The organism is Paeniglutamicibacter sp. ZC-3, from assembly GCF_025847175.2.
In the GTDB taxonomy this organism is placed as follows: domain Bacteria; phylum Actinomycetota; class Actinomycetes; order Actinomycetales; family Micrococcaceae; genus Paeniglutamicibacter; species Paeniglutamicibacter sulfureus.
In genome coordinates this window covers 110,411-121,981 of record NZ_JAOYTG010000014.1, presented here as the reverse complement: position 1 = coordinate 121,981, position 11,571 = coordinate 110,411, and the positions used below count along the sequence as shown (strand labels likewise).

Sequence of the window (11,571 nt, the reverse complement as noted above, 5' to 3'; positions counted from 1 at the left end):
TTGGCCAATACGACAAATAGCTCGACGCACTACCACTTCGCCGGAAACGCGCTAACAACTGCCCAGAGGGGACACTACCAAGTCGCCAGAACATCACTACCAAGAGACGCTATTTAGCAGCCTCGATAAAATTCGCGGTTTTCATGATGTCATCGTCATGCCAATCGAGCGAATCGACGAGTTGGAGGTGCAGAAGAAGGTTCGCGACTTGGAAATGTGCGGCTGCTTGAATTGGTCCCGTCTTCGACACGTCGCTCTACTCGAAGCAGGTTAGCTCCATGCCGAGTGAACTAATTCGTGGGATTGAAATTGCTCGCCGGCGATTCGAGATCTTGAGTCCAATCGGATTGGCCTGATGATCCACGGGAGTTGTCGAGATTCTGCCGTAGTATTGATCAGTTGCGTTGCGCACTATTGGTTCAAATCACGAAGGCGACTCGGTACGCTCGACTAAGATAGATGCAGGCGTTCAATGCCCTGGTGAGGGCAAAAAGATTTTAGTGTGGGCTTCCGTGAGATGCGGAGGTCCACTGGTTCATGCGTGGGGTCCAAAACTGAAGACCCTTTTGAGAGGAACACATCTAGTGTCAAACGAAAACAAGGGCTTCGGGTCAAAGGACAACCGCGACCGAAATGGTTCTAAGCCGAACAACAGCGACGGCTTCCGCCGGGGTGGCGATGACCGCCGTGAAGGTGGCTTCAAGCCTCGCGAAGACCGTGGTGGATTCCGTGGCGGCGATGACCGCCGTGAAGGTGGTTTCAAGCCCCGTGAAGATCGTGGTGGCTTCAAGCCCCGCGAAGACCGTGGTGGATTCCGTGGCGGCGACGATCGCCGTGAAGGTGGCTTCAAGCCCCGTGAAGACCGTGGCGGCTTCAAGCCCCGCGAAGATCGCGGTGGCTTCAAGCCCCGCGAAGACCGTGGCGGCTTCAAGCCCCGCGAAGATCGCGGTGGATTCCGTGGCGGCGATGACCGTCGTGAAGGCGGTTTCAAGCCTCGCGAAGATCGCGGTGGATTCCGTGGCGGCGATGACCGTCGTGAAGGCGGCTTCAAGCCCCGCGAAGACCGCGGTGGATTCCGTGGCGGCGACGATCGCCGTGAAGGTGGCTTCAAGCCCCGTGAAGATCGCGGTGGCTTCAAGCCCCGCGAAGACCGTGGTGGATTCCGTGGCGGCGACGATCGCCGTGAAGGTGGCTTCAAGCCCCGTGAAGACCGTGGTGGATTCCGTGGCGGCGATGACCGTCGCGAAGGCGGTTTCAAGCCCCGTGAAGACCGTGGTGGATTCCGTGGCGGCGATGACCGTCGCGAAGGCGGTTTCAAGCCCCGTGAAGACCGCGGTGGATTCCGTGGCGGCGATGACCGTCGCGAAGGTGGCTTCAAGCCCCGCGAAGACCGCGGTGGATTCCGTGGCGGCGACGATCGCCGTGAAGGTGGCTTCAAGCCCCGTGAAGATCGCGGTGGCTTCAAGCCCCGCGAAGACCGTCGTGAAGGCGGTTTCAAGCCCCGTGAAGATCGCGGTGGATTCAAGCCTCGCGAAGACCGTGGTGGATTCAAGCCCCGCAACGAAGCCAGCACTGCTGACCTCGAAGCGCTGCGCGACGAAGAGAACCGCCGCGCCCACAACCCGGCCGACCTTCGCAGCTCCAACAGCCCGGAACGCGGACGCTCACCGGAAATTGATGACGATGTAACCGGCAAGGAACTGGACCGCATTACCCGCGCGGAACTGCGTTACCTTGACGACGTCAACAACGAATGGGTATCCAAGCACCTGGTCATGGCCGGTCGCTTGATCGATATCGATCCGCAGTTGGCGTATGAGCACACCATCGCAGCTTCCCGTCGTGGCGGCCGCGTTGCCGTTGTTCGTGAAGCAGTTGGTCTGGCCGCTTACGCTGCCGGTGAGTTTGCCGAAGCATTGCGTGAATTCCGTACCCACCGTCGCATCAGCGGCAACAACCTGCACCTGCCCCTGATCGCCGATTCCGAACGTGGAATTGGTCGTCCGGAAAAGGCGCTGGAAATTGCCCACAGCGAGGTCATCGAGACACTGGATACCAACGGCAAGGTCGAAATGGCCATGGTCGCTTCCGGTGCCCAGAACGACTTGGGTAACCTCGACGCAGCCTTGGCTGAACTTGAGATCCCGCAGCTGGACATGAACCGCGCGTTTAGCTACAGCCCGCGCCTCTTCTCGGCCTACGCAGACGCCTTGGAAAACCTGGGCCGCATCGAAGAAGCGTCGACCTGGCGCAAGCAGATCTCCGTGGCCGAGGAAGCCCTGGGCACCGGCGAGTTCGCCGAACCGGATATCATCGACCTCGGCGAAGACGACGAAACCGATGCACGCCGCCCGCGCGCCCGCGATCTCGTCGAGTCGGAGACCCCTTCCTCGGAAGACGGCGACGAATCCTCGGAAGAAGCCGTAGAAGAAGGTCTCTCTGACGAAGACGCCGTCGACGTTGTCGATGCGTCCTCGCTGGAGGAAGTGGCCGAGGAATCGAACCCGGAACTCGATGACGAGGCCCCGGCCGTCACCGAGGCCAACGGAACGTCCCCGGTTATCGACCAGGACGAAAACGACGAAAAGTAGGAATTCGATCCATCCATGCTGATTACAGGTTTTGACGCGCTGCTCGCCGATCTCGACGGCGTCGTCTATGCCGGCAACGGTGCAATTCCCAAGGCCATTGAGGCCCTGAATCGATTGCAGGAACATTCGGTGGTCCTGGCGTATGTCACGAACAACGCTTCAAGGTCCCCGGGTGCCGTTGCCGCACACCTGAATCAACTTGGCGCTCCCGCGTCGGCCGAGCAAGTCTTTGGCTCGGCCGACGCGGGGGCTGAACTCCTGGCCAAGGAACTTCCCCGGGGCGCCAAGGTCCTGGTGGTGGGCAGCGCCCACCTGCGCGATTGCGTCAGCTCCTTCGGAATGGAAATCGTCTCCAGCCACCACGATGGCCCCCAGGGTGTCATCCAGGGCTTCGACCCCGCCGTCGGCTGGAAGGACCTGGCCGAAGCTGCATTCGCGATTAATGGCGGTGCCATTTGGGTCGCCACGAATACCGACCTGACCATACCGCGGGCCGAGGGCATAGCCCCGGGCAACGGTGCCCTGGTCGAGGCCGTCGCAGCCGCCACCAAGACCAAGCCGCTGGTGGCGGGCAAGCCCGAGCCACTGCTCTTCCGCCGCGCGGCCGAAACTTTCCAGGCCACCCGACCGCTGGTGGTGGGTGACCGGCTCGATACGGACATCCTGGGCGGAAACAACGCCGCATTCAACACCGCGCTGGTGCTTACCGGAGTCGACACGGTGCGCACGGCCCTGGCCGCCCGCACTGCCGAACGCCCCGATTATCTCCTGGCCGACCTCTCCGGGCTCTACGAGCCTTACCCGGTTGTCGAGGTCACCGGGTTCGGCGTCCGTTGCGGATCCGCCATGGCCTCGGTCAACGGCGACACGATCACCATCGACGGCGATGAAGCCGACCTGGATTCCTGGCGTGCGGCATGCGCGGCCTGGTGGCTAGCCCACCCGCGGCAGGAACACGCCGTGGAACCTAGGCTGAGCTTTTCCCAAATCGTCGGCATCAAGCCATAGGCTCGATGGTGATGATGAGCAGCAACCACACCCCACTTCCCAACATCGGCCCCGGCGCAGCGGTCCCCGGGCCACGCCCGGGCGCCCCCTCGGATTCACGCGCATCGACGACAGACCTCGAAGTCCTGGAAACCCTGGCATCCACCCCCGTTGCCGAACACCTGGCCATCTTCGAGGACCTGCTGGCCTCGTTGACCGCCGACCTGGATGCCACCTCGCAGGAGCAGGCATGAGCCGCCTCGACCAGGAACTGGTCACCCGGTCCCTGGCCCGTTCGCGCACCGACGCCGCCCGGCTGATCGCCGACCAGCGCGTGCGTGTCGACGGCATGATTGCCACGAAGGCCGCCAAGAACGTTGCCGAGACCTCGGCCATCACCGTCCAGGCCGCCGCGGGCGAGGAATTCGTGAGTCGCGCCGGGCACAAGCTGGCCGGTGCACTGGCTGAGTTTTCACACATCGAGGTCGCCGGGAAACGTTGCCTTGACGCCGGGGCTTCGACCGGCGGATTCACCGACGTGCTGCTGCGCCGCGGTGCTGACCATGTCGAGGCCGTCGACGTGGGACACGGCCAGCTCGTCCCCGAGCTGCGGACGGACGCCCGCGTCCACGTCCACGAGGGCATGAACGTCCGCTACCTGGATCCCGCGGACATCGGCGGAACCGTGTCCCTGGTCGTGGCCGACCTGTCCTTTATCTCGCTGACCATGGTCTTGAATGCCCTGGCCAGGGCCACGGAGCCCGACGGCGACCTGGTCCTCATGGTCAAGCCGCAATTCGAGATCGGCCGCGAGCAGCTGTCCCGCACCGGGGTGGTCAGCAGCCCGACCCAGCGGCGCAAGGCGGTGGACGCCGTGATGTCCTGCGCGCACGACTCCGGACTGGCCGTGAAGGGGCTGGCCCGCAGCCCGCTCCCGGGCCAGGACGGCAACGTCGAATTCTTTCTGTGGCTGCGCAAGGACTCCGGACACAATCCGGAGGCTTTTGCACATCCCCGCGTCGGGACCGACGCCTGGCCGGACGTTGACTATTCTTAGACTGGCGGCATCTGAATCGATGTCCTAACCTTCGGTCCGCCGAGGAAGGAACTCATGCGCAGGATTTTGGTCCTCACCCACACCGGACGAAACGATGCCCTGTTAGCAGCCGTGGACACCTGTTCCCGGCTGCGGGATGCCGGACTCATCCCGGTGATGCGGCGCCTGGAAATGCAGGCAGTGCGCAACACCGCGGAGGGCGAGGACCTCGAGGTTGAGATCCTCGACGAAGACACCAGCCTCGAGAACATCGACCTGGGCGTTGTGCTGGGCGGCGACGGCAGCGTGCTGCGGGCCGCCGAACTGGTCCGCAACGCCGGGGTCCCGCTGCTCGGGGTCAACCTGGGGCACGTAGGGTTCCTGGCGGAAAGCGAACGCACAGCCCTGCAGGAAACCGTGCAGTGGATCGTGGAGAGCCGCTTCACCGTCGAGGAACGCATGACCATCGACGTGCAGGTCTGGCTGGACAACCGCCGGATCGCGCACACTTGGGCGTTGAACGAGGCAGCCATCGAAAAGGCAAACCGCGAACGCATGATCGAAGTGGTCATGGAGGTCGACGGCCGCCCGCTAAGCACCTTCGGCTGTGACGGCGTGGTCATGGCCACCCCCACGGGTTCCACCGCCTATGCGTTTTCCGCCGGGGGACCGGTGGTCTGGCCCGAGGTCGAGGCGCTGGTGATGGTGCCGATCAGTGCCCACGCGCTCTTCGCCAAGCCGCTGGTCGTGGCCCCCACCTCCGTCCTGGCCATTGAGATCCTGACCCGCACCGATGCCGGGGCCGTGCTCTGGTGCGACGGCCGGCGCTCCATCGAGCTGCCGCCGGGCGCCCGAATCGAAGTCACCCGCTCCACCAAGCCGGTGCGCCTGGCGCGGGTGAACCAGACCCCGTTCTCCGAGCGGCTGGTCAACAAGTTCGAACTACCCATCCACGGCTGGCGGGGTCCGGTGGAACCCGGCGAACGCGAGACCGCCACGACCGCGCTGCCCGTCATCACCCCGGCGATGCAGGTCATCGAGCCGCGCCACCACGCGCCCAAGCCCGAACCGGAAACCCTCGCGGACAAAGACCATCGGAGGCAACTGTGATACAGGAAATACGCATCAGCGACCTGGGTGTCATCTCCCAGGCAACCTTGCCGCTGGGCCCGGGATTCAGCGTCGTCACCGGCGAAACCGGTGCCGGCAAGACCATGGTCATCACCGCGCTCGGGCTGCTGCTCGGACGCCGCGCCGACGCCGGGGCCGTGCGCCACGGCGCCAAGCAGGCAGTGGCGGATGCGACGCTTGTGCTGCCCGCCGCCAGCAAGGTCCTTGACCGTGCCGAGGAAGCAGGTGCCCTGGTCGAACGCTATGAGGACCAGGCCGAACTGATCATCACCCGCACCCTGTCCGCCGAGGGACGCAGCCGCGCCTCCGTGGGCGGACGTGCGGCCCCGGTGGGAGTACTCGTGGAACTGGGCGAGGACCTGATCGCCATCCACGGACAGACCGACCAGCTGCGGCTCAAGGGAGCCGCGGCGCAGCGCGCCTCGCTGGACAAGTTTGCCGGCGCCCCGCTGGCCAAGCTGTTGGCCACCTACCAGGAGACCTTCGACAAGTGGGGCGGTGCCACCGCAGAGCTTGAGGAGCTCGTAGCGGCATCCCGCGAACGCATCCGCGAGGCCGAGTCGCTGCAGTCGGCCCTGGAGGAAATCGACGCCGTCGACCCGCAGCCCGCCGAAGACGTGGACCTGAAGCACCAGTCGCTGAAGCTTTCAAACATTGAGGCGTTGCGTTCCAACGCCAACCTCGCCCACGAGTCGCTCAACAGCGAGGACTATGAGGCTCCCAGCGTCATCTCCCTGGTGGAGATCGCCAGGCATGCCCTGGAGCAGGTCGCCGCCGACGACGCGGACATCAAGTCCCTCTCCGAGCGACTCAACGAGATCGGCATCCTTGCGGCAGAGGTGTCGACCGACCTGGCCGCCTACCTCTCCGACCTGGACACTGAGGGTCCAGAGCAGCTTGCTGCGCTCGAGGAACGCCGCGCCGACCTGAACCGGCTGATCCGCAAGTATGCGCCCGACATCGACGAGGTAATCGCCTGGGCCAACAACTCTCGCGCGCGTCTGGCCGAGATCCAGGGTGACGACGGCCGCATCGAGGAGCTGCGTGCCGAAACCGAGGCGCTGCGCCTTGAGGTCGCCGACCTGGCTGCCAAGCTCTCGAAGCTGCGTGCCAAGGCGGCCAAGGACCTGGCAGCCCGGGTCACCGCCGAGCTCGCGGCCCTCGCCATGCCCGACGCGAAGTTCGTGGTCGAGCTTGAGAAGCTCGCCGAACCCAACCGCTTCGGCATCGATGCGATCACCATGCTGCTGCAGCCCCACGCCGGGTCCTCCCCGCGGCCGCTGGGCAAGGGGGCCTCGGGCGGCGAGCTCTCCCGGGTGATGCTGGCCATCGAGGTGGTGTTGGCAGCCGTGGACCCCGTTCCGACGTTCGTCTTCGACGAGGTGGACGCCGGTGTCGGCGGCAAGGCGGCCGTCGAGATCGGCAAGCGCCTGGCCATGCTGGCCAAGCACGTCCAGGTGATAGTTGTCACCCACCTGCCGCAGGTGGCAGCCTACGCGGACCGCCACGTGCGCGTGATCAAGTCCTCGAATGCCAAGGCCGCCGACGGTGCGGGATTCACCGCCAGCGACGTGGTGCTCCTGGACGAAGCCGAGCGCGTGCGCGAATTGGCGCGGATGCTGGCCGGCCAGGAAGACTCCAGCACAGCCCAGGCCCATGCCGAGGAACTGCTCGGCGAGGCGCAGCTGCTTGTGAGTTCGCTTTCCTGAACCCCGGATTCCGCCTGCCGCTTCCGGCAAGGCTGTAGAGTCTTTCCCAACCGTCCAACAACGAAAAGGTGATAGGGTAGAACCCCGTGGTGCAACGTAATCTTTCTCGTGATTCCCGGTCGTCTGAAACGACAAAGCATATCTTCGTCACTGGTGGCGTGGCCTCGTCCCTCGGAAAGGGATTGACGGCTTCCAGCCTCGGTCACCTTCTTCGCGCACGTGGTCTCTCCGTCACCATGCAGAAGCTAGACCCGTATCTCAATGTGGATCCGGGCACAATGAACCCCTTCCAGCACGGTGAAGTCTTTGTCACCGATGACGGCGCAGAAACCGATCTTGACATCGGACACTACGAGCGCTTCCTGGACGAAAACCTCACCGGCATGGCCAACGTGACAACCGGCCAGGTCTACTCCGAGGTCATCGAGAAGGAACGCCGCGGCGACTATCTCGGCGACACGGTGCAGGTCATCCCGCACATCACCGACGAAATCAAGCGCCGCATGCGCCTGCCGGCCACCGAGCCGGGCAAGGGCAAGAAGGCCCCGGACGTGATCATCACCGAAATCGGCGGCACCGTTGGCGACATCGAGTCCCAGCCGTTCCTCGAATCGGCGCGCCAGGTCCGCCAGGACATAGGCCGCGGCAACGTCTTCTTCGTCCACGTCTCCCTGGTGCCCTACATCGGCCCCAGCCAGGAACTGAAGACCAAGCCGACCCAGCACTCGGTGGCGGCGCTGCGCTCCATCGGCATCCAGCCCGACGCCCTGGTGATCCGCTCCGACCGGGATATCCCGGACGAGATGCGCGTGAAGATCGGCCGCACCTGCGACGTCGATCCGGAAGCAGTGATCAACTGCGCCGACGCTCCGAGCATCTACGACATCCCCGTCGTGCTGCATGCACAGGGCCTGGACGCGTACATCGTCCAGCACCTGGGCATGAAGTTCAAGGACGTGAACTGGTCCAAGTGGAACAGGCTCCTTGACGCCGTCCACAACCCCAAGCACCACCTGGAAATTGCGCTGGTGGGCAAGTACATCGACCTGCCCGACGCCTACCTCTCGGTCACCGAGGCGCTGCGCGCCGGCGGCTTCGCCAACAAGGCCAAGGTCCAGATCCGCTGGGTTCCCTCCGACGACTGCTCCACCACCGAAGGCGCCAAGAAGGCCCTGGCCGGCGTTGACGCGATCTGTGTTCCCGGAGGCTTCGGCATCCGCGGGCTCGAGGGCAAGCTCGGCGCGCTGAAGTTTGCCCGCGAAACCGGTCTGCCGACCCTGGGCCTGTGCCTGGGCCTGCAGTCGATGGTCATCGAGTACGCACGGAACGTCGTGGGACTCGCAGACGCCTCGTCCACCGAGTTCGAACCGAATTCCACGCACCCGGTCATCGCGACGATGGCTGAGCAGCTGCACATTGTCGACGGCAAGGGCGACCTGGGCGGCACCATGCGCCTGGGCCTCTACGACGCGACCCTCACCGAGGGTTCCGTGATCGCCGAGACCTACGGCAAGACCTCCGTCGCCGAACGCCACCGCCACCGCTACGAGGTCAACAACGCCTACCGCGCCCAGATCGCGGAGGCTGGCTTGGTCTTCTCCGGCACTTCGCCGGACGGCAAGCTGGTCGAGTTCGTGGAATTGCCCAAGGCCGTGCACCCGTACTACGTCTCCACGCAGGCCCACCCGGAGCTCTCCAGCCGTCCCACCCGCCCGCACCCGCTCTTTGCAGGGCTGGTCAAGGCCGGGTTGGCACACCAGAAGGCCGGCAAGTAACACCATGGGAACAACAGACGGCGAGGCGCTGGGCGATTCGTTCAGCCCTCGCCGCCTGCTTAAGTCCGAGACCGTCTACGACGGGCGCATCTGGGACGTAGTGCAGGACACCTTTGAATTCGCGCCCGATGCCGCACCGCTGGTCCGGGACTACATCGACCACCCTGGGGCCGTTGCGGTGCTGGTGCTCAACGATGCCGACGAGGTGCTGATGATCAACCAGTACCGCCACCCGGTGCGCATGAACCTGTGGGAAATCCCCGCCGGGCTCATGGACATCGAGGACGAGGCGCCGCACCTTGCCGCCGCACGCGAACTTGCCGAGGAAGCCGACCTGGTCGCCGAGGACTGGGCCGTGCTGGTCGACCTGTTCCTTTCCCCCGGATCATCCTCGGAGGCGATCCGCATCTATCTGGCCCGCAGTGCCCACCCGGTCCCCGAGCACGAACGCCACGAACGCACCGACGAGGAAGCCGACATGGAACTTGCCTGGGTTCCCCTGGACGAAGCCGTTGCCGGCGTCCTGGGCGGGCGGATCCACAACCCTTCCGCAGTTGCAGGCCTATTGGCGGCCGTCGCGGCACGCGCGGACGGATACACATCGCTGCGCCCGGTTGACACCTCGTTCGAAGCCCACCCGCGACTGCGCTCCAACGAGCCAAGGCTCTAGGGGAGCGGCGAAATGTCTTCCGACACGATTGGGCCGGCCACGATCCGGTTGACCCCTGTCGGTTCGGTCCCGGCCACCATCCGGCTGACACCCGTCGAGCCGGCACCTGCAGCTCCGCCGGCACCTGCCGGACCAGACCCGGCAACCTTGCCCATGGGCAAGCACCTGGCGACCTACCTGCAGCATCTGGCCGTGGAACGCGGCATGGCCAAGAACACCGTCAGCGCCTATCGCCGGGACCTGTACCGCTACGTTTCCTTTCTGCACACCCAGGATGTGCACGAACCGTCCCGGGTGACCCTGGGTCACCTGACCTCCTTCGCGCAGGCCGTGCGCGACGGTGCCGACGGAGCTGCGCCCCTGAGCGCACGCTCGGCGGCGCGTACCATCGTCGCGGTGCGCGGAGTGCACAAGTTCTGGGAACTTGAGGGGCTGGCACCCACCAACCCCGCCGTCGACCTGCACCCGCCGGCACCCGGGCGCCGCCTGCCCAAGGCCATCAGCGTCGAACAGGTGACCGCGATCCTGGATTCGGTCTCCATCGAGACTTCCGCGGGCCTGCGCGACAAGGCCATCCTCGAATTCCTATACTCCACCGGCGCCCGCATCTCGGAGGCAGTGGGCCTGGATGTCGATGACCTGCACCTGGAACGCCCGGCCAGCGGGCCGGCGGTGGTGCGGCTCTTCGGCAAGGGTTCGAAGGAACGCATCGTACCGCTGGGCTCCTACGCCATTGACGCACTGAACGCATACCTGGTCCGGGGGCGCCCCGAGCTCGTGGCCAAGGGCAAGGGCACTGCCGCCCTCTTCCTGAACCAGCGCGGCGGACGGCTCTCGCGCCAATCCGCCTGGTCGGTGCTCACCAAGGCAGCAGAACGGGCGGGCATCGAACAAGACGTCTCCCCGCACACCCTGCGCCATTCCTTCGCCACCCACCTGCTCGAGGGCGGGGCCGACGTTCGCGTGGTCCAGGAGCTGCTGGGCCACGCCTCGGTGACCACGACCCAGGTCTACACGCTGGTCACGGCCGATACGCTGCGTGAAATCTACGCGGCAGCCCACCCGCGGGCCCACAACTAGGGAAAAGAGCTGCCAGCCATGGAGCACGCATCGACGCAAACCCCCACCCGGGTCGTGTTGTGCCTGCCCGTGGAGCACGGGGCAAACGGCACCGAGGTGCTGCTGGGGCTGAAACAGCGCGGGTTCGGTGCCGGACGGGTGGTTGCCCCGGGCGGAAAGATCGAGCCGGGGGAGAGCCCCGAGGCCGCCGCGGTGCGCGAACTGCTCGAGGAAACCTCGCTGGTCGCCGACATTGCATCGCTGCTGCCCGCAGCCCGGGTCTACTTCCGCTTCCCCGCGAACCCCGCCGCTGACATGGACTGCACCATCTACCTCACTTCGGCTTTCACCGGCATGGCCCGGCCCTCGGCGGAGCTTGCCCCGGAATGGCATCGGGTGGAGAACCTGCCGTTGGATCGGATGTGGGACGATTCGGCTCTGTGGCTGGGGCGGATCCTGTCGGGTGAACGTTTCGACGCCCTGGTGCGCCTTGCCGCCGACAACGAATCGGTGGACGGCTTTTCCACCGTCAACTGGCCGGGACATGGAATTCCCGCCGCTGATGCAACCGAAGCCGACTTCCCGGACATTACCCAGGCATAGTGGAGCATCC

The 11,571-nt window shown here is 65.2% G+C and carries 12 protein-coding genes; 10 read left to right on the top strand and 2 right to left on the bottom strand.

Annotated elements, in window-relative coordinates; translation table 11 throughout:
- Positions 1–611 precede the first annotated feature (611 nt).
- Complete coding sequence (locus OIU93_RS14530; RefSeq protein WP_264270791.1) at positions 612–1,619, bottom strand: hypothetical protein; 1,008 nt, start codon at positions 1,617–1,619, stop codon at positions 612–614.
- Positions 1,620–1,664: 45 nt separating this feature from the next.
- Positions 1,665–1,937: a hypothetical protein gene (locus OIU93_RS14525; protein ID WP_264270790.1), complete on the bottom strand. Its 273-nt coding sequence runs from the start codon at positions 1,935–1,937 to the stop codon at positions 1,665–1,667.
- Here OIU93_RS14525 and OIU93_RS14520 point away from each other — a divergent pair.
- From OIU93_RS14520 to OIU93_RS14475, 10 genes are all read left to right on the top strand, one after another.
- On the top strand, positions 1,917–2,591 hold the full coding sequence (locus OIU93_RS14520; protein WP_264270789.1) for a hypothetical protein: 675 nt from the start codon (positions 1,917–1,919) through the stop codon (positions 2,589–2,591). The genes OIU93_RS14525 and OIU93_RS14520 overlap by 21 nt on opposite strands.
- 15 nt (positions 2,592–2,606) lie before the next feature.
- Entirely contained in the window at positions 2,607–3,599 is a 993-nt protein-coding gene (locus OIU93_RS14515) for an HAD-IIA family hydrolase (protein ID WP_264270788.1), read from the top strand.
- A 14-nt stretch (positions 3,600–3,613) separates the two neighbouring features.
- Complete coding sequence (locus OIU93_RS14510; RefSeq protein ID WP_264270787.1) at positions 3,614–3,832, top strand: hypothetical protein; 219 nt, start codon at positions 3,614–3,616, stop codon at positions 3,830–3,832.
- Positions 3,829–4,635 (top strand): TlyA family RNA methyltransferase, encoded by an 807-nt coding sequence (locus tag OIU93_RS14505; RefSeq protein WP_264270786.1) that lies wholly within the window; start codon positions 3,829–3,831, stop codon positions 4,633–4,635. The genes OIU93_RS14510 and OIU93_RS14505 overlap by 4 nt, the downstream gene beginning before the upstream one ends.
- A gap of 54 nt (positions 4,636–4,689) precedes the next feature.
- The gene (locus OIU93_RS14500) at positions 4,690–5,724 is read left to right on the top strand and encodes an NAD kinase (RefSeq protein ID WP_264270785.1); all 1,035 of its coding nucleotides are present in this window, start codon (positions 4,690–4,692) and stop codon (positions 5,722–5,724) included.
- Positions 5,721–7,454 carry a DNA repair protein RecN gene (gene recN, locus OIU93_RS14495; RefSeq protein ID WP_264270784.1) on the top strand — a complete coding sequence of 578 codons (1,734 nt, stop codon included), beginning with the start codon at positions 5,721–5,723 and terminating at the stop codon, positions 7,452–7,454. The genes OIU93_RS14500 and recN overlap by 4 nt, the downstream gene beginning before the upstream one ends.
- An 86-nt stretch (positions 7,455–7,540) precedes the next feature.
- A complete protein-coding gene (locus tag OIU93_RS14490) occupies positions 7,541–9,229 on the top strand; it encodes a CTP synthase (RefSeq protein WP_264270783.1) in 1,689 nt (562 codons plus the stop codon).
- A gap of 4 nt (positions 9,230–9,233) precedes the next feature.
- Entirely contained in the window at positions 9,234–9,899 is a 666-nt protein-coding gene (locus tag OIU93_RS14485) for an NUDIX hydrolase (protein ID WP_264270782.1), read from the top strand.
- 153 nt (positions 9,900–10,052) lie between these two features.
- Entirely contained in the window at positions 10,053–10,979 is a 927-nt protein-coding gene (gene xerD, locus OIU93_RS14480; RefSeq protein ID WP_264270795.1) for a site-specific tyrosine recombinase XerD, read from the top strand.
- Positions 10,980–10,997: 18 nt separating this feature from the next.
- A complete protein-coding gene (locus OIU93_RS14475) occupies positions 10,998–11,561 on the top strand; it encodes an 8-oxo-dGTP diphosphatase (RefSeq protein WP_264270781.1) in 564 nt (187 codons plus the stop codon).
- Positions 11,562–11,571 lie beyond the last annotated feature (10 nt).

Bases quoted from the DNA above. Each gene is read 5' to 3' on its own strand.
- xerD (WP_264270795.1), top strand. From the start codon at position 10,053: ATGGGCAAGCACCTGGCGACCTACCTGCAGCATCTGGCCGTGGAACGC.
- OIU93_RS14505 (WP_264270786.1), top strand. From the start codon at position 3,829: ATGAGCCGCCTCGACCAGGAACTGGTCACCCGGTCCCTGGCCCGTTCG.
- OIU93_RS14500 (WP_264270785.1), top strand. From the start codon at position 4,690: ATGCGCAGGATTTTGGTCCTCACCCACACCGGACGAAACGATGCCCTG.
- OIU93_RS14485 (WP_264270782.1), top strand. From the start codon at position 9,234: ATGGGAACAACAGACGGCGAGGCGCTGGGCGATTCGTTCAGCCCTCGC.
- OIU93_RS14510 (WP_264270787.1), top strand. From the start codon at position 3,614: ATGAGCAGCAACCACACCCCACTTCCCAACATCGGCCCCGGCGCAGCG.
- OIU93_RS14475 (WP_264270781.1), top strand. From the start codon at position 10,998: ATGGAGCACGCATCGACGCAAACCCCCACCCGGGTCGTGTTGTGCCTG.
- OIU93_RS14515 (WP_264270788.1), top strand. From the start codon at position 2,607: ATGCTGATTACAGGTTTTGACGCGCTGCTCGCCGATCTCGACGGCGTC.